This is a genomic window from Phyllobacterium sp. TAF24 (genome assembly GCF_052113785.1).
GTDB lineage: Bacteria > Pseudomonadota > Alphaproteobacteria > Rhizobiales > Rhizobiaceae > Phyllobacterium.
Map to the genome: position 1 here is coordinate 20,339 of NZ_JBFRDN010000040.1, position 18,060 is coordinate 38,398.

General features: G+C 54.7%; 18 protein-coding genes. 11 read left to right on the forward strand and 7 right to left on the reverse strand.

Features of this window, described 5'->3' with window-relative positions:
• Positions 1-18: 18 nt before the first annotated feature.
• The 3 genes from crcB to AB4Y96_RS23780 all read left to right on the forward strand — a co-directional run bounded on the left by crcB (position 19) and on the right by AB4Y96_RS23780 (position 2,307).
• On the forward strand, positions 19-396 hold the full coding sequence (gene crcB / locus AB4Y96_RS23770; RefSeq protein ID WP_091876965.1) for a fluoride efflux transporter CrcB: 378 nt from the start codon (positions 19-21) through the stop codon (positions 394-396).
• Positions 397-432: 36 nt separating this feature from the next.
• Positions 433-1,425: an RluA family pseudouridine synthase gene (locus AB4Y96_RS23775; protein WP_441920334.1), complete on the forward strand. Its 993-nt coding sequence runs from the start codon at positions 433-435 to the stop codon at positions 1,423-1,425.
• Between the two features lie 87 nt (positions 1,426-1,512).
• Positions 1,513-2,307: an ATP12 family chaperone protein gene (locus AB4Y96_RS23780; protein ID WP_441920335.1), complete on the forward strand. Its 795-nt coding sequence runs from the start codon at positions 1,513-1,515 to the stop codon at positions 2,305-2,307.
• A gap of 442 nt (positions 2,308-2,749) precedes the next feature.
• On the opposite strand, the gene glnA is transcribed toward AB4Y96_RS23780, so the two are convergent.
• The 4 genes from glnA to uvrA form a co-directional block, all read right to left on the reverse strand.
• On the reverse strand, positions 2,750-4,159 hold the full coding sequence (gene glnA, locus AB4Y96_RS23785) for a type I glutamate--ammonia ligase (protein WP_091876959.1): 1,410 nt from the start codon (positions 4,157-4,159) through the stop codon (positions 2,750-2,752).
• 75 nt (positions 4,160-4,234) lie between these two features.
• Positions 4,235-4,573 (reverse strand): P-II family nitrogen regulator, encoded by a 339-nt coding sequence (locus tag AB4Y96_RS23790; RefSeq protein ID WP_008123000.1) that lies wholly within the window; start codon positions 4,571-4,573, stop codon positions 4,235-4,237.
• A gap of 257 nt (positions 4,574-4,830) precedes the next feature.
• Entirely contained in the window at positions 4,831-5,631 is an 801-nt protein-coding gene (locus AB4Y96_RS23795; RefSeq protein WP_441920338.1) for a DUF72 domain-containing protein, read from the reverse strand.
• A 74-nt stretch (positions 5,632-5,705) separates the two neighbouring features.
• On the reverse strand, positions 5,706-8,627 hold the full coding sequence (gene uvrA / locus AB4Y96_RS23800) for an excinuclease ABC subunit UvrA (protein ID WP_441920339.1): 2,922 nt from the start codon (positions 8,625-8,627) through the stop codon (positions 5,706-5,708).
• A 439-nt stretch (positions 8,628-9,066) separates the two neighbouring features.
• Between uvrA and ssb the strand changes: the two genes are divergently transcribed.
• Both ssb and AB4Y96_RS23810 read left to right on the forward strand, forming a co-directional pair.
• The gene (gene ssb, locus AB4Y96_RS23805) at positions 9,067-9,603 is read left to right on the forward strand and encodes a single-stranded DNA-binding protein (RefSeq protein ID WP_091876948.1); all 537 of its coding nucleotides are present in this window, start codon (positions 9,067-9,069) and stop codon (positions 9,601-9,603) included.
• Between the two features lie 37 nt (positions 9,604-9,640).
• Complete coding sequence (locus tag AB4Y96_RS23810) at positions 9,641-10,075, forward strand: YqaA family protein (RefSeq protein WP_441920341.1); 435 nt, start codon at positions 9,641-9,643, stop codon at positions 10,073-10,075.
• Positions 10,076-10,077: 2 nt separating this feature from the next.
• On the opposite strand, the gene AB4Y96_RS23815 is transcribed toward AB4Y96_RS23810, so the two are convergent.
• Positions 10,078-10,485, reverse strand: coding sequence for a DUF2000 family protein (locus AB4Y96_RS23815; protein ID WP_441920343.1), 408 nt, complete (start codon positions 10,483-10,485; stop codon positions 10,078-10,080).
• Positions 10,486-10,521: 36 nt separating this feature from the next.
• On the opposite strand from AB4Y96_RS23815, the gene AB4Y96_RS23820 reads away from it, so the two are divergent.
• A complete protein-coding gene (locus AB4Y96_RS23820) occupies positions 10,522-11,394 on the forward strand; it encodes an AraC family transcriptional regulator (protein ID WP_441920344.1) in 873 nt (290 codons plus the stop codon).
• Positions 11,395-11,458: 64 nt separating this feature from the next.
• On the forward strand, positions 11,459-12,754 hold the full coding sequence (locus AB4Y96_RS23825; protein WP_091878359.1) for an NAD(P)/FAD-dependent oxidoreductase: 1,296 nt from the start codon (positions 11,459-11,461) through the stop codon (positions 12,752-12,754).
• Here the strand turns inward: AB4Y96_RS23825 and AB4Y96_RS23830 are convergent, their stop codons facing one another.
• Entirely contained in the window at positions 12,755-13,384 is a 630-nt protein-coding gene (locus AB4Y96_RS23830) for a MarC family protein (protein WP_091876942.1), read from the reverse strand.
• Positions 13,385-13,613: 229 nt separating this feature from the next.
• Between AB4Y96_RS23830 and gyrA the strand changes: the two genes are divergently transcribed.
• Positions 13,614-16,424, forward strand: a complete 2,811-nt coding sequence (gene gyrA, locus AB4Y96_RS23835; RefSeq protein ID WP_441920345.1) for a DNA gyrase subunit A — start codon at positions 13,614-13,616, stop codon at positions 16,422-16,424.
• On the opposite strand, the gene AB4Y96_RS23840 is transcribed toward gyrA, so the two are convergent.
• On the reverse strand, positions 16,421-16,576 hold the full coding sequence (locus AB4Y96_RS23840) for a hypothetical protein (RefSeq protein WP_175540493.1): 156 nt from the start codon (positions 16,574-16,576) through the stop codon (positions 16,421-16,423). The two genes, gyrA and AB4Y96_RS23840, sit on opposite strands and share 4 nt — an antisense overlap.
• 196 nt (positions 16,577-16,772) lie before the next feature.
• Here AB4Y96_RS23840 and coaD point away from each other — a divergent pair, with 196 nt between their 5' ends.
• The 3 genes from coaD to AB4Y96_RS23855 form a co-directional block, all read left to right on the forward strand.
• Complete coding sequence (coaD, locus tag AB4Y96_RS23845) at positions 16,773-17,264, forward strand: pantetheine-phosphate adenylyltransferase (protein ID WP_441920347.1); 492 nt, start codon at positions 16,773-16,775, stop codon at positions 17,262-17,264.
• Positions 17,265-17,299: 35 nt separating this feature from the next.
• A complete protein-coding gene (locus AB4Y96_RS23850) occupies positions 17,300-17,884 on the forward strand; it encodes a peptidylprolyl isomerase (protein WP_441920349.1) in 585 nt (194 codons plus the stop codon).
• Positions 17,885-17,910: 26 nt separating this feature from the next.
• Positions 17,911-18,060, forward strand: a 150-nt coding sequence (locus AB4Y96_RS23855) for a peptidylprolyl isomerase (protein WP_441920351.1), incomplete at its 3' end; no start/stop codon positions are given.

Below are 18,060 nucleotides of genomic sequence, written 5' to 3' on the forward strand. Positions count from 1 at the left end.
CGCCGGAGGCAAGGTAAAGTGAACGCAATATTACTGGTTGCATCAGGTGGAGCTATCGGTTCGGTTGCTCGATATCTCGTCGGCCTGCTGATGACCAGGATTTTGGGTGCAGCTTTTCCTTGGGGAACATTGACCGTGAACGTGGTTGGCGGCCTGTTGATGGGGCTGTTTATCGAGCTTCTGGCGCGACGTTTCGACGGTTCGACTGAACTTCGCCTGTTTGTGGCCGTCGGTATCATGGGTGGCTTCACCACCTTTTCCTCTTTCTCGCTTGATGTTGCGCTCTTATGGGAACGTGGTGAGGTGTTTTCAGCACTGATTTATGTGCTCCTGAGCGTCATATTGAGCATTGGTGCGCTGTTTTTAGGATTATGGCTCGCAAGAGCGGTCGCTTAGTGCTAAGCGCATGCCTGATTAGACAAGGTATGAATTATGGCAGTGGTAGAGCAGAAGACAGTTGACACCGGCGAGGCGGAAATGCGCCTTGATCGATGGTTCAAGGTACATTATCCGGGTTTGGGTTTCGGACACCTGCAGAAATTGCTGCGGTCGGGGCAGATCCGGGTTGATGGCTCACGCGCCAAATCGGACACACGCCTGCAGGCGGGCCAGTCGGTGCGCATTCCGCCGTTGCAGGTGGACGCCAAGGCCGATGGCCAGCATTTGACCGGCAAGAGTATTCGCGGCCGGGAAGATGGCGATGTCCTTTCCCAGATGCTGCTCTATGAAGACCCAAAGGTTTTTGTGTTCAACAAGCCTGCCGGTCTGGCAGTGCAGGGCGGCTCCGGCGTTAACAGGCATGTGGATGACATGCTGGAAGCCTGGCGCAACAAGAAGGGTGAAAAACCCCGGCTTGTGCACCGGCTCGACCGCGATACGTCGGGTGTTCTTGTGGTTGCGCGCACACGCGGCGCCGCACAGGCACTGACTGCGGCTTTCCGCGAGCGTGAAACAAAGAAGACCTATTGGGCCCTCGTCAAAGGCATTCCGCGCAAGCGCGAGGACAAGATCACCACGTGGCTTGTTAAAGAAACCACTCCCGATGGCGACCGCATGCGTGTGGCCCAGCACGGTGAACCGGATTCCGATCATGCGGTTTCCTATTACCGCGTTATTGAATCGGCGGGCCAAGTGCTGACCTGGCTGGAAATGGAGCCTTATACGGGGCGTACGCACCAGCTGCGCGTTCATGCGGCGCATATTGGCTGCCCTATCATTGGTGATCCGAAATATTTTGAAGCCGATACCAACTGGTCGTTTCCGGGTGGCATTCAGAACCGCCTGCATCTGCATGCGCGCCGCATCCGCGTTCCCAATCCGTCGGGCAGCGGCATCATTGATGTTACAGCGCCACTGCCACCGCATATGGTGCAGACCTGGAATCTTCTTGGCCTCGATGAACGTGATGGCGACGACGACAATTGAGGCTTGATAGCCGCAACTCCTGATGGCCTATGCCTTAACTTATATCGGGCTTTCAGCCACTGAGACCAAAACAGACGGACTTTGATCATGCGTAACGACGTTTTCAATCTGGACACTCAGGATGGCCTTTCCGATCCAGATCCGGTGCGCCGGGCGCAGATAACGTCCAAGCTGCCTTTGCCCAAGCGGTTTTATAAACTTGCAGCCGTGGCTGAGCAGGATGGGCTGTTTGCCGTTGAACTGGATGGTCGAGCCGTCAAAACACCCGCCCGGCAAAATCTTGTATTGCCGACCCGCGACGCGGCCCAGCTGATTGCTGATGAGTTTGCTGCGCAGGAAAAAGAGATTGATCCGGCTAAAATGCCGGCAACGCGGCTGGCCAATACGGCCATTGACGGCATCGTCAATGATCCGCAGGCAGTGTTGGAGGATGTGTTGCGTTTCGCCTCCTCGGATATGCTCTGTTACCGTGCCGGTTCACCGGAGCGGCTGGTTGCGCGCCAAACCGAGCTCTGGGACCCGATTATTGATTGGGCGGCATCGGAACTCGGTGCGCGGTTCATCCTCGCAGAAGGTGTCATGCATGCGGAGCAGCCGCGTGAAGCGCTTGCCGCCTTTGGTGTACATCTTGGCCAGTTCAAGGATGCTTTTGCCATCGCCGCTTTGCATACAATCACGACCCTGACCGGCTCGGCCATTCTGGCTCTTGCCGTCGCGAAGGATGAGATTTCCGGCGACAATGCGTGGAAGTTAGCGCATGTGGATGAAGATTGGACTATCGAACAGTGGGGCGAGGACGCCGAAGCTGCGGCCCGCCGTGCCATCCGCGAGCGCGAGATGAATGCTGCCGTCAAAATGCTTGAAGCGGTCGCTGCTTCCTAAGCTCCACGCCAGAATTTCCATCAAAATTATCAGTAACCTACTTTATCTTATTGATTCAACTCCACGTTTATTGCGTGCTGCGAATTCGTGCCGCATTAAATCTGTGACAGTGTTTCAAGGGTAAAGCAGGATGCACTGAGCCAGCAGTGCGTCGGGAAGATAGGCCTCCCGACCATGGCAATGGCCTTGCCTTTGAACTTGGAGGTGACGTGATGTGGCGTAAACCACTGACCATCACCCTGGAAGTGAAAAGAACCCGGACAGGCTGGCAAGTCGTGTTCCGGGTTCGATTCACAATCTAGGACACGAGAGGTGGGCGAAAGCTCGCCTCTCACTCCAAGAACAATATAACATTGTTCCCCGATATTCCAAGTCTCGCTGCGATCAAAAGCAAAAAACCCCGGGCATGCCCGGGGTTTTCCTTGATACCAAACAGGTCTGATTAGACCGAGTAGTACATGTCGTATTCGACCGGATGCGGGGTCATTTCATAACGCATCACTTCTGCCATCTTCAGGTCAATGAAGCTGTCGATCTGGTCGTCATCGAACACGCCACCGGCCTTGAGGAAGCCGCGATCCTTGTCGAGGCTCTGGAGAGCTTCACGCAGCGAGCCGCAGACGGTCGGGATCTTCTTGAGTTCCTTTGCAGGAAGATCATAAAGGTCCTTATCCATTGGCTGGCCGGGGTGGATCTTGTTCTTGATGCCGTCGAGACCGGCCATCAGCATCGCGGCAAAGCCGAGATATGGGTTGGCTGTCGGATCAGGGAAGCGGATTTCAACGCGCTTCGACTTCGGCGACGAGCCGAACGGGATACGGCAGGAGGCCGAACGGTTGCGTGCGGAGTAAGCCAGCAGAACCGGAGCTTCGTAACCGGGGACCAGACGCTTGTAGGAGTTGGTCGACGGGTTGGTGAAGGCGTTGATTGCCTTGGCATGCTTGATGATGCCACCGATGAAGAACAGGCAGTTTTCAGACAAACCGGCATATTCATTACCAGCGAAGGTTGGCTTGCCTTCCTTCCAGATCGACATGTGCACATGCATGCCCGAACCATTGTCGCCGAAAATCGGCTTTGGCATGAAGGTTGCGGTCTTGCCATAGGCGTTGGCAACCTGATGCACGACGTACTTGTAGATCAGCATTTTGTCAGCGTTGCGGGTGAGGGCGTCGAATTTGATGCCCAGTTCGTGCTGTGCAGCCGCCACTTCATGGTGATGCTTTTCAACGCGAACGCCCATTTCGGTAAGAACCGTGAGCATTTCCGAACGCATGTCCTGGCAGGAATCGATAGGAGGAACCGGGAAATAGCCACCCTTGACGCGCGGACGGTGACCGAGGTTGCCGGTCTCATAATCGGTGTCGTCGTTGGACGGCAATTCTGTTGAATCGAGCTTGAAGCCTGTGTTGTAAGGATCAGCCTTGTACTTGACGTCGTCAAAGACAAAGAATTCAGCTTCTGGACCAACGAAAATGGTGTCGCCGATGCCTTCAGCCTTCATATAGGCTTCGGCCTTTTTGGCAGTGCCGCGCGGATCGCGGTTATAGGCTTCGCCGGAGACCGGATCGAGAATGTCGCAGAGAATGACCATGGTCGACTGCGCAAAGAACGGGTCCATATGAACCGTGTCAGTGTCAGGCATGAGAACCATGTCGGATTCATTGATGGCTTTCCAGCCGGCAATGGAGGAGCCGTCGAACATGACGCCATCGGCGAACATGTCTTCGTCAACTTCGGCAACGTCCATCGTCACATGCTGCAGCTTGCCCTTCGGATCAGTAAAGCGAAGGTCAAGGAACTTTACATCATTGTCCTTGATCTGTTTGAGAATGTCTTTTGCGGTCGTCATGTCAGTTTTCCTTGTTCAGCGACGATGATAGCGGATGGGCTGGCGGGTACAGCGCCGGCAAAATGGGATAGCAGGTCAGATTGCGTCGATACCGGACTCGCCGGTACGGATACGCACGACTTCTTCGATATTGGAAACGAATATCTTGCCGTCGCCAATACGACCTGTTTGAGCGGCCTTGCGGATCGCCTCGATGGCAGCTTCGACGGACTCGTCGCCCAGAACGATCTCGACTTTCACCTTTGGCAGAAAATCGACGACATATTCAGCGCCGCGATACAGCTCCGTATGACCTTTCTGACGTCCGAAGCCCTTGGCTTCAGTCACGGTAATGCCCTGAAGCCCCACTTCCTGCAGTGCCTCTTTCACCTCATCCAGCTTGAATGGTTTGATGATGGCTTCAATTTTCTTCATCAGAGAATAAACTCCCTATGTATGGCAGGCGGACCTCTTGCCCGCTTGCCCAACAAAAAGCAGGAAGCATGCCAAGTCGACCCCTAAAGTGAATTAATTCGAGGAATGTGATTTTACCCATGCTGACGCAGGGAGTTTTTCGAACTCCCTGCCATTGTCCCGGCAAAAAAAGAAATGCCCCACACTCATCGTGATTAAAAAATAATCACTTTGCCTACTATTAAGGCTGTTTTGTTTGTTAAGTGGAGGTGTCTGGGTCAGAGCCGGTCCTTGAGTGCCTGTGCTGCCTGCGGAGCGCGCACTTTGCCTTCATGAATGAAGTAGACAAAAACATCTCTGGGCTTTTTCTCGGGTTTGCTCGCTGGCCCTGCCAGCGGTAGATCATCCGGTGCATCACCTTTAGCCCAGAGTTTGGCCCGTTCTGCCCACTGATCAAGCTCCTCAGCGGGGTAGGCGGTTTCCACCGCATCATCGCCCTTCTGCAAGCGCGCATAGACGAAATCCGCCGTCACATCGGCAATTTCAGGATAATCGAAATGATGGGCATAGACAACAGCGACATTCTTTTTGCGCAAAAGCGCAATGAAATCGGGATCGATAAAGGAGGGGTGGCGTACCTCGACCGTATGGCGCAGTGGAATACCACCTTCCTTCTCAGGCAGAAGATCAAGAAATGCGCCAAAATCCTCGGCATCGAATTTTTTGGTGGGTGCAAATTGCCAGAGCAGTGGGCCTAATCGGTCGGCGAGTTCGGCAATGCCGGATTTAATGAAACGTTCCATGGATTCGCCGGCTTCCGCCAGCACGCGGCGGTTGGTGACAAAACGATTGCCCTTGACCGAGAAAATGAACCCGTTGGGAACCGAACTTGCCCATTTGGCAAAGGTTTCCGGCTTTTGCGTGCCGTAATAGGTGCTGTTGATCTCGATAGTGCTCAAATGCTGACCGGCATATTCAWGCTCTTTGGTCTTCGATAGTCCCTTGGGATAGAAGGTGCCGCGCCATGGCTCGAAAATCCAGCCGCCAATCCCTGTTCTGATTGTCCCGCTTGTGGTCATGATGGTTGCCTCCCGTCAATCCGTCTTTGTTCCAGCCCATAAACAAAACCCGCCGTCTCCGGCGGGTTTGTCAGCTATTCCGCCGCAGCCTGCGCCCTGTTACCGGGACGTCGTTGCAGCAATTCCTTCAAGAATTTGCCCGTGTAGGAGCGGGGCTCATCCACAATCTCTTCGGGTCGTCCGACCGCAACAATCTCACCGCCGCCATCACCACCTTCCGGTCCAAGATCAATGACCCAGTCGGCTGTCTTGATGACTTCCAGATTGTGCTCGATAACCACGACCGTATTGCCTTGGTCCACAAGCTCATGCAGCACTTCAAGAAGTTTTGCTACATCATGGAAATGCAAGCCGGTTGTCGGCTCGTCAAGGATGTAGAGCGTGCGCCCCGTTGCCTTGCGCGACAGTTCCTTGGCAAGCTTGATGCGCTGTGCCTCACCACCCGACAGGGTATTGGCCTGCTGGCCGACGTGAATATAGCCAAGCCCCACCTTTGCCAGTGTCTGCAACTTGTCACGCACGGCGGGAACAGCGGCAAAGAACTCGGCGCCTTCCTCAACAGTCATATCGAGCACATCGGCAATGGATTTGCCTTTAAACAGCACTTCCAATGTTTCGCGGTTATACCGTTTGCCGTGGCAGACATCACAGGTGACATAGACATCGGGCAGAAAGTGCATCTCGATCTTGATCACGCCGTCGCCCTGACAGGCCTCACAGCGCCCGCCCTTGACGTTGAACGAGAAGCGCCCCGGCTGATAGCCGCGTGCCTTGGCTTCCGGCAGACCGGCAAACCAGTCACGGATCGGCGTGAACGCACCCGTATAGGTTGCAGGATTGGAGCGCGGTGTGCGGCCAATCGGCGACTGGTCGATATCGATGACCTTGTCGAGGAATTCCAGACCATCAATCCGGTCATGTTCCGCCGGTTGTTCGCGCGAACCCATAATGCGACGCGAGGCTGATTTGAACAGGGTCTCGATCAGGAATGTCGACTTGCCACCACCGGACACACCCGTTACAGCGGTAAAGGTGCCAAGCGGAATTTCCGCGGAAACGTTTTTCAGATTATTGCCGCGCGCGCCGACGATCTTGATGCGCTTTTTGTTCAGCTTGCGCCGCTCCGCAGGTACGGCCACCTCAATCGCACCGGACAGATACTTGCCTGTCAGTGATTTCGGGCTTGCCATAATATCGGCAGGCGTGCCCGCCGCGATGATCTCGCCGCCGTGAATACCGGCAGCTGGACCAATATCAACCACATAATCGGCGGTCAGGATCGCATCTTCGTCATGTTCGACGACGATGACCGTATTGCCGAGATCGCGCAAATGGCGCAGCGTCTTCAAAAGCTGCTCATTATCGCGCTGATGCAGACCGATGGATGGTTCGTCGAGAACATACAGCACGCCAGTGAGGCCGGAACCGATCTGCGATGCCAGACGAATGCGCTGGCTCTCACCCCCGGATAGCGTGCCGGAGTTGCGCGACAGTGCCAGATAATCGAGGCCTACATCATTGAGGAAACGCAAACGCTCGCGAATTTCCTTGAGGATACGCGCAGCAATTTCCGTCTGCTTGTCGTTGAAGCTTTTATCGATATCGCTGAACCAGGCGTCGGCATGGCGGATCGACTTTTCGGTAATCTGACCAATGTGCAACCCGCCGATCTTGACGGCCAGCGCTTCCGGTTTCAGGCGATAACCGCCGCAGGCCGGGCAGGGTGTGCCGGACATGAAGCGCTCAATCTCTTCACGCGACCAAGCCGAATCTGTTTCCTTCCAGCGCCGTTCCAGATTGGGAATGACGCCTTCGAAAGGCTTTGTTGTCTTGTAGGAACGCAGGCCGTCATCATAGGAGAAATGAACTTCGCGGCTGCCGGTGCCGTAAAGGATGGCGTTCTGTGCCTCTTCATTGATATCGCGCCAGCGGTCAGCGAGTTTGAAGCCGTAGCTGCCGCCCAATGCTTCCAATGTCTGGTTGTAATAGGGAGAGCTCGACTTCGACCAAGGTGCAATAGCGCCACCCTTTAAAGTAAGGCTTCCATCCGGGACGATCAGACTGGGATCAATTGCCTTCTGGGTGCCAAGGCCATCGCAGGTCGGACATGCACCAAACGGATTGTTGAACGAGAACAGGCGCGGCTCAATTTCGGCAATGGTGAAACCCGAAACCGGACAGGCAAACTTTTCCGAGAACATCAGACGCTCATGTGTCTCGTTCTTGGATTTATTGGCGGATTCACCAGATGTTTCATCAGATGGAAGCGGCTTGTCGGCAAATTCCGCCAGAGCAATGCCATCGGCAAGCTTCAGCGCTGTTTCGAGACTGTCGGCCAGACGAGCCGAAATATCCGAACGCACGACAACGCGGTCGACCACCACATCAATGTCATGCTTGTATTTCTTGTCCAGCGCCGGAACATCGGCAATTTCGTAGAATATGCCGTCAACTTTTACGCGCTGGAAGCCGCGCTTCTGCAGATCGGCCAATTCCTTGCGGTATTCGCCTTTGCGACCGCGGACAATTGGCGCGAGAATAAACAGCCGCGTGCCCTCATCCTGCGCCAGAACGCGGTCAACCATCTGGCTGACGGTCTGGCTTTCAATTGGCAGGCCCGTTGCGGGTGAATAGGGAATGCCGACACGCGCATAGAGCAGACGCAGATAATCGTAGATTTCCGTGACAGTGCCAACGGTGGAGCGCGGATTACGGCTCGTCGTCTTCTGTTCAATGGAAATGGCCGGCGAAAGTCCGTCAATCTGATCGACATCGGGCTTTTGCATCATCTCCAGAAACTGCCGGGCATAGGCCGACAGACTCTCGACATAACGCCGTTGGCCTTCCGCATAGATCGTATCAAATGCGAGGGACGATTTGCCCGAACCGGACAGGCCCGTCATGACAATAAGCTTGTCGCGCGGCAGGTCGAGGTCGACATTCTTCAAATTGTGTTCGCGGGCACCACGAATGGATATAAATTTCTGATCGCTCATGACTGTCACGCCGTTATGGGGGGAGGAACTGGCTCGCTGGCCGGAGTCTTTCCCTTATTTAGAAAGTTTCCTGCAAATTACGAGGCTGTACCTGAGTTGGAATCACCATAGCCATGTTGACATCCATAGAGCAAGTGATAGAACAAAAAAAGAACAAATATTGCAGGCAAGGTGAAATCAGCGCAAAACCTGTTGGTTCCGCGTCTGATAAACCAGACAAGCGCAGGAAAGTTGCACCGGTGAAACGGCACGAGGGCAAGGCTCCTGACAGATTTGTCAGGAGAATGTCAGTTGCCAGTTCATCCAGCCATGCGTTTCACGGCAGTTGGATGCGGAATTTGAGCAGTATTTTGTGGATATAGCCAGACAGTTACCCGCCGGGTGCGCGGCTTCTGTATGATGGCGCAAAATCGAAAAGCTAATTTTGTGGAGTATTTTTATGGCCGGCAGTGTCAACAAGGTGATTTTGGTAGGCAATCTGGGCAAGGACCCGGAAGTTCGGAAAATGGGTTCAGGTGATCCTGTTGTCAGTTTCAGCCTTGCCACGTCAGAAAGCTGGCGCGACAAGAACAGCGGCGAACGCAAGGAAAAAACCGAATGGCATAATATCGTTATTTTCAACGATAATCTGACCAAGGTTGCCGAGCAGTATCTGAAAAAAGGCATGAAGGTCTATATTGAAGGCTCCTTGCAGACCCGCAAGTGGCAGGACCAGACCGGCAATGAGCGCTACACGACGGAAATCGTTCTGCAGAAATTCCGCGGCGAATTGCAGATGCTCGATTCACGCGGTGAGGGTGCCGGTTCCGGCGGCGGGCGTTCTTTTGATAATTCGAGCCGTGGCCAGGTTTCCGATAATGGCGATTATGGTTCCGATTTCGGCCGTTCCAGCGCGTCCTCATCAAGCAATAGCGGCGGCGGCAACAATGCAGGCGGTAATTTCTCGCGTGATCTCGATGACGAGATTCCGTTCTGATCCAGTTTTGTAATCAGTTGCCGGTTATTGCCTGATCATGCTTGATTTTGGTGTTTATGCCGGATTGTTCGCGGCCGCTTTTGCGGCCGCAACCATTTTACCCATGCAATCGGAAGCGCTGCTTGCGGGGTTACTTCTTAGCCATTCCTATCCGGCATCCGCTTTGATTGCCGTTGCAAGCGTGGGCAATGTGCTTGGTTCCATGGTCAACTGGCTGCTTGGGTGTGGGATTGAACAGTTTCGCAACAGAAAATGGTTCCCGGCAAGCGAGGCGCAACTGGACCGTGCCACGCGCTGGTATCAGCGCTATGGCAAGTGGACGCTGCTTTTGAGCTGGGTGCCGATCATTGGCGATCCGCTGACAGTGATTGCGGGCGTCTTGCGCGAACCAATATGGAGTTTTGTCCTGCTGGTCGCGATTGCCAAGACGGTGCGTTATCTCGTTGTGTTTGCGCTCGTATCAGGTTGGTAGGCTCATGGATGCATTTTTGCACCCTTGGTGATCTTGTCGACAATCTTCTTTTCCGCCCGCAGCGCAATGCCGACAACTTTGGCATCATCAGGCGCAAACCGGGCAAATGTCGCCCGATTGAGCTGGTCATAGCCGGTTGCAAACATTTCCTCGACGTAGAGACAGGATTTGACCTCGCGCTCCAGTGAGCGGCGATGGATTGCCGACAGGGTGACCTGATCTGCCGTCAGTATGATAATGGGCTGGATGGGCAGAGCGTGATAATGATTGCCAGCACGATCTATATAGGGCTCACCGATCAAACCAGAGGTTTGCGCAACAAGGCCACCGGTCAGGAATGAGGACACGTTGAGTTTCTGCCACGTCGCTAAATCATCGCGCACAACAATTGCAATTTTCGTATCAAACACCAAATCTAGGTCTCCAGTCATGGGTCGGGAATGCGGATGCCGGAAAATCTAAGAGAGGAAGCGCTGCGCGGTCTTGGACGTTTGTGCGAACGTCCGGTGCGCGATGCGATTCTGTCGGCGCCGTCCAATCCGGGCCTTGAACGTATGGAAGCGCGCTTTACCGGCGATGCGTTTGAGCCGCACCGGCATGATACCTATGCCATTGGCGTGACGCTGCATGGCGTGCAGACCTTTCAATATCGGGGTGAAAAGCGGCAAAGCCTTCCCGGCAATATTCTGGTTTTGCACCCCGATGAAGTGCATGATGGCGGTGCTGGCACGGATGATGGCCTGCGTTACCGGATTATCTATCTCGAACCCGCGCTGGCAATAGAGGCACTTGGCGGCAATCGAGGGTCATTGCCTTTTATCAGCGATCCGGTCTTTGCCGATGCGCCGCTTGTTCAGGCCATTTCAATGGCTTTCAACAATCTGGACGAGGAAATGGATGAGCTGCTGGCTGATGATATCGTCGCGCAGTTGGCGCAGGGATTGTCCCGGCATGCCGGGCAGCCACTGAAGCCGATGGGCAACCCAGCAGTGAGGCAGGCGGGGATGGCACGTGACTATCTGGCTGACAATGCCTTGCGCGTGGTGCGTTCACAGGAGCTGGAAACGGTCAGCGGTCTTGATCGTTACGCGTTATCGCGGCACTTTCGGACGCTCTATGCCACCAGTCCGCACCGGTTCCTGTTGATGCGCCGCCTTCAGCGGGCAAAGGATTTGATGAAAATTGGTGTGCCGCTGGCGGAAATTGCAGCGGAAACGGGTTTTTCCGATCAAAGTCATCTCAACCGGCAGTTCAAGAAAGCTTTTGGCATCACACCGGGCCGCTGGGCTGCACTGACGGCGGTAAGCCAGCCGTTTTGACCTTTTCGCTCGGCGTGTTAGATGCTCTAAAGGAACAGGGAGGCTTTTGCTCAAGGAGCCTGATATGACAGATACTGCGAAGCCCTCGAACACCCCGCGCCGGGTGGTCATTGTCGGGGCGGGATTCGGGGGACTGGAAGCGGCCAATTCCTTGCGCAATGCGGATGTCGACGTCACTGTTGTCGATCAGCGCAACCACCACCTTTTCCAGCCTTTGCTTTATCAGGTTGCGACATCGACACTGGCCACATCGGAAATTGCTTGGCCTATCCGGCATCTCCTGCGTAAATACAGCAATATCAAGACATTGCTTGGCACTGTTAAAAGTGTTGATACAAATGCGCGGACCATTTCAACAGCGGATGGCGAGGTTATTCCCTACGACACGCTGGTGCTGGCAACAGGCGCGCGCCATGCCTATTTCGGCCATGATGATTGGGAACCATTTGCCCCCGGTCTCAAGACGCTTGAAGATGCCACCACGATCCGCAGACGTATTCTGACCGCCTTTGAAAAGGCTGAACGCGAGCCTGATCCGAAGCGCCGCGAGGCTTTGCTGACATTCGTGATCATCGGCGCGGGACCGACAGGCGTTGAAGTCGCCGGAACGATTGCTGATCTTGCCCGCGATACGCTGAAAGGTGAGTTCAGGGTCATCGATCCTGCCACGGCAAAGGTGATCCTGATCGAAGGCGGAGACCGGGTGCTCGGCGCTTTCGCGCCTGATCTGTCTGCCTATGCGCAGCGGGCGCTGGAAAAGCTTGGCGTGCAGGTGCATCTGGGCAATCCGGTGATGAAATGTACTGCCGATGGCGTGGAATATGCCGGTAAATTTGTGGGTGCTGCGACCATCATCTGGGCTGCGGGCGTTCAGGCGTCTCCGGCGGCAAAATGGCTCGACGTATCGGCAGACCGGGCAGGGCGTGTTGTGGTCAATGATGATCTGACGGCACCCGGTCATCCGGATATTTTTGTCATCGGCGATACGGCGACCGTCAAGAATGGCGACAAGGGCATGGTTCCCGGTATTGCGCCTGCGGCCAAACAGCAGGGCATTCATGTCGCAAAGACCATCAAGGCAAGATTGGCTGGCGATAATACGCCAAGGCCCTTCCGCTATCGCCATGCGGGTGATCTTGCAACGATCGGCAAGCGCGCGGCAGTTACGGATTTCGGCTTTATCAAGCTTAAGGGGTATGTCGCCTGGTGGTTATGGGGACTGGCGCACATCTACTTTCTGATCGGCGTGCGCAATCGTCTTGCCGTTGCCATGAGTTGGCTGTGGATTTCAGTCAGTGGTGCGCGCAGCGCGCGACTGATCACGCAGAAGGATGCGGCAGAGGAAGATCATCTCAAATAATCAGGTGGTGATGAAGGTCTTGATACCATCCGCCACGAATTGCACCGCCAACGCCGCAAGGATGACGCCCAGAAGGCGTGTGAGGATCGAACGGCCAGTTTCACCCAAAAACCGGTCAACGCGCTCAGCAAGGAAAAATACGAGGTAGGACGCAGCGATACAGATCAGAATGATACCAATCAGCGCAAGGCGCGATACCGGCTCGGACAAGGTGCCGGCAAGCAGGATTGTTGCCGAGATAGCGCCGGGACCGGCAATCAGCGGAATGGCCAGCGGAAAAGCAGCGATATTGCGGATATGATCCTTGGTGATGGCAATCGTGGCGCTCTTCTCGTGACGCTCCTGTCGCTTCTCAAAGATCATTTCGAACGCGATCCAGAACAGGAGCAGGCCACCAGCAATACGGAAGGCACCGATGGTGATGCCAAACAGCGCCAATATCTGCGCACCGGCGACAGCGAAAATCGTCAGGACGATGAAAGCAGTGATGCTGGCGCGCAAGGCGACCTGACCACGCTCCTTGCGATTCATGCCCCGTGTCAACGCCAGAAAGAGCGGCGCCAGTCCCGGTGGATCGATCGTCACCATCAAGGTGACGAGCGCATTGAGCAGGGTGTCATAAAGCGCCACGATTTTGCTTTTCTTCTCTGATTGAAGCTGATGAACAGTACCGGATTCGCGGTGAAGCGTCGATAAAGTTGAGATTTTGCAACCAAGTTTTTCACTGATTGAAATGAACTGTTGTATCCTATTGAAAACAAAGGGTTTTCAACTGTGCATTGCGGTGCCGTTGGTTGGCTTTTGCGTTCAAAAGCCGCTATAAGATGAAGATTGATTCTATACGAAAGATGAGTGCCTCGTGTCTGAACTAACCCCACCATCCGGCCCAGAAGACGATAAACCAGGCGGAAATTTCGGTATCGAGCCGATTTCCATTATCGAGGAGATGCAAAGCTCCTATCTCTCCTATGCCATGAGCGTGATTGTCAGCCGTGCATTGCCTGACGTGCGTGACGGTTTGAAGCCGGTGCATCGGCGTATCCTGCATGCGATGAACGAAATGGGTCTGTCCTGGAACAGGTCCTATCGTAAGTCTGCCGGTGTCGTCGGTGAAGTCATGGGTAAATTCCACCCGCATGGCGATGCTTCGATCTATGATGCGCTGGTTCGCATGGCGCAGGACTGGTCGCTGCGCGATCCGCTTGTTGATGGGCAGGGCAATTTTGGTTCCATCGATGGCGATTCTCCCGCCGCGATGCGTTACACCGAGTGCCGTCTTGAGAAGGTTACGGAGTCACTCCTTGAAGATATTGACAAGGAAACCGTCGATTTTCAGGACAATTACGATGGCCGTGAGCAGGAGCCGGTGGTTCTTCCTGCGCGCTTTCCGAACCTTCTGGTCAATGGCTCCGGCGGTATCGCCGTTGGTATGGCCACCAACATTCCTCCGCACAATCTTGCTGAAGTCATCAATGGCTGTATTGCCCTGATCGACAATCCGGCGATTGACCTGCCGGAACTGATGGAAATCATTCCCGGACCGGATTTCCCGACAGGCGGTATCGTTCTTGGCCGTTCGGGTATCCATTCGGCCTATAGTACCGGTCGTGGTTCGATCCTGATGCGCGGCAAGGTTGCTGTCGAGAGCATGCGCGGCGACCGCGAAGCCATTATCATCACCGAGGTGCCTTATCAGGTTAACAAGGCGACGATGATCGAAAAGATGGCCGATCTCGTGCGCGAAAAGCGTATTGAGGGCATTTCGGACATTCGCGATGAGTCTGATCGTGACGGTTACCGCGTTGTCGTGGAACTGAAGCGTGATGCGGTTGCTGACGTTATCATCAATCAGCTTTATCGCTTCACGCCGCTGCAATCGTCATTTGGTGCCAATATGGTGGCACTCAATGGCGGCAAGCCCGGCCTTCTGAACCTGATGGATATTTTGCGCGCGTTTGTTGCCTTCCGTGAGGAAGTGGTCAGTCGCCGCACAAAGTTCCTGCTGCGCAAGGCGCGTGACCGCGCGCATGTCTTGGTTGGTCTGGCGATTGCCGTTGCCAATATTGACGAAATCATTGCGCTGATCCGTCGGGCTCCGGACCCAGCGACGGCGCGTGACCAGTTGATGGAGCGTCGCTGGCCAGCCAATGATGTGGCTCCGCTGATCACGCTGATTGCTGATCCGCGGCACACGCTCAATGATGACAATACCTACAATCTGTCGGAAGAGCAGGCTCGCGCCATTCTTGACCTGCGTCTGCAGCGTCTGACGGCGCTTGGACGCGATGAAATCGCCGACGAGCTCAATAAGATCGGCGTCGAGATCAAGGATTATCTCGAAATTCTGGCGTCGCGCCTGCGCATCATGACCATCGTCAAGGACGAACTTGCCGCTATTCGCGACGAATTCGGCACACCACGCCGCACGGAATTGACCGATGGCGGTGCTGATATGGACGATGAAGACCTGATCGCCCGCGAAGATATGGTCGTGACTGTCAGCCATGCGGGTTATATCAAGCGCGTTCCACTGACGACCTATCGCGCACAGCGTCGTGGCGGCAAGGGCCGTTCGGGCGTGACCATGAAGGACGAGGATTTCGTCACAAGGTTGTTTGTGGCCAATACCCACACGCCGATGCTGTTCTTCTCCTCGCGCGGTATTGTTTATAAGGAAAAGGTCTGGCGTCTGCCGATTGGCACACCGCAATCACGCGGCAAGGCGCTGATCAACATGCTACCGCTCGAACAGGGCGAACGCATCACCACGATCATGCCATTGCCCGAGGATGAGGCAAGCTGGGCAAATCTCGATGTGATGTTTGCAACGACGCGCGGCACCGTGCGCCGGAACAAGCTTTCTGATTTCGTTCAGGTCAATCGCAATGGCAAGATCGCCATGAAGCTCGAAGAAGAGGGCGATGAAATCCTCGGCGTCGATACATGCGATGAATTTGACGATGTGCTTCTGACAGCAGCCGGGGGCCAGTGTATCCGCTTCCCGGTTACCGATGTGCGCGTCTTTGCTGGCCGCAATTCCATCGGCGTGCGTGGCATCACATTGGCGCCCGGCGATACGATCATTTCGATGGCTATTCTTGGTCATGTCGAAGCGACGCCTGCCGAACGGACAGCTTATCTGAAGCAGGCCGCTGCAGAGCGGCGTGCACAGGGCGCAGATGATGTCGAGGAAATCGCATTGGTCGGCGAAGAGGCTACGGATGTGACGGATCTCGGTCCGGAACGTTACGCCGAGCTGCGTGATCGCGAACAAACGGTTCTGACCGTCAGCGAATTTGGCTATGGCAAGCGCTCTTCGTCCTACGAGTTCCGCGTTTCAGGGCGTGGCGGCAAGGGCATCCGCGCAACGGATACGTCGAAGACTGATGAAATCGGCAAGCTGGTATCGCTGTTCCCGGTCGAAGCTTCGGATCAGATACTGCTTGTTTCTGATCGTGGTCAGCTGATCCGTGTGCCGGTCAACGGTATTCGCCTCGCGGGTCGCTCCACGAAGGGCGTGACGATCTTCAATACTGCAGATGGTGAGAAGGTTGTTTCGGTCGAGCGGATTTCAGAAACCGACAGCGAAGACGAAGAACTGGAAGCAGTTGCGCCTATCGACGGTGAGGCAGATACATCAGCCCCAGAGAGCGGTTCTGACGAAAGTTAGAACCGCTGGCGGTCGATGCGACCGTTCATAGGATAAATACCGAAGCGGGATGTCTTTACTTTGGCTTCCCGCTTTTTGTTTTCTTCGATCATCATGACGACGGCGGAAACCATCATCGCGATCATCATGCCAACGCTAAGAAGAATAAACATTTCTGGTCCCTTCAATCTTCAGCTTTCTTATGGTTAACAACGCCCTAAGAGCCAAAAGGTTTCATTTTCAGAGTTCTTTATAGTTAACGGCAACTGAATGCTTGCTGATTGCCTCGTTCATCTTCCGTTCATTTAAGAATGAAAGGGCAATGTTTGCGGCCATTGAAAGCTGCGGGCAAAACGGTTAGGAGACGGTATGACAATCGCAATTTACGCCGGATCATTTGACCCGATCACCAATGGCCATATGGATGTCCTGAAGGGCTCGTTGCGCCTTGCCGACAAGGTTTTCGTGGCCATCGGCATTCATCCGGGCAAGGCGCCGTTGTTTTCCTTTGCCGAGCGTATGGACCTCATCAACCGCGTTGCGGCGGATGTTTTCGGCAAGGATAGTCAGCGGCTCGAAGTGATTTCTTTTGACGGATTGGTGATTGACGCAGCCCGTAAACATGGTGCTTCACTATTGGTGCGGGGCCTGCGTGACGGTACCGATCTTGATTATGAAATGCAGATGGCTGGCATGAACGGCCAGATGGCGCCGGAACTGCAAACTGTATTCCTTCCGGCCGATCCTTCGGTTCGCACCATTACTGCCACATTGGTCCGCCAGATTGCGGCCATGGGCGGTGATATCAGGCACTTTGCTCCTGCTCTTGTCGCCGAGGCGCTCAGGGCCAAATTCAAATAGGGCTCTCTTTTTAACCCGATCCTTTGGAGACTTTCATGTCCGTATTTCGCACTGCGCTTCTTGTGGCGGCCGTTTCTTCCCTGTCTTTCGCATCGCTGAGCCCAAGCTGGGCCGATGACCAGAATACAATGGTGATCAAGTTGAAGGACGGCGATGTAAAGATCGAACTGCGCCCTGACCTTGCACCCAAGCATGTCGAGCAGATCAAGGCACTCGCCAAGGAAGGTGCCTATAACAGTGTCGTGTTCCACCGGGTCATTCCGGGTTTCATGGCCCAGACTGGCGATGTGCAGTATGGCAATACCGAGAAGGGCTACAATCAGGCGGCGGCTGGAACCGGTGGTTCGAAGCGTCCTGACCTGCCTGCGGAATTCTCGAAGGAGCCCTTCGTGCGCGGCACTGTTGGCATGGCACGGTCATCCAACCCCAATTCGGCCAATTCGCAGTTCTTTATCATGTTCGACAATGGTTCGTTCCTCAACGGCCAGTATACGGTTGTCGGCAAGGTGACGAACGGCATGGAAAACGTCGACAAGATCAAAAAAGGCAATGAAGCGCAGAACGGCGCTGTCGATAGCCCGGACAAGATGATCAAGGTCACTGTCGGTCCGGCAAAATAACACACATAAAACAGGAGATGCCTGATATGGCTTACAAAGATCCAGAAAACACGATTTTGCTCGAAACGACCAAGGGCAATGTTGTCATTGAACTCTATCCTGACCTCGCCCCCGGCCATGTCGAGCGCATCAAGGAACTGGCACGCGAAGGCGCCTATGATGGCGTTGTGTTCCAC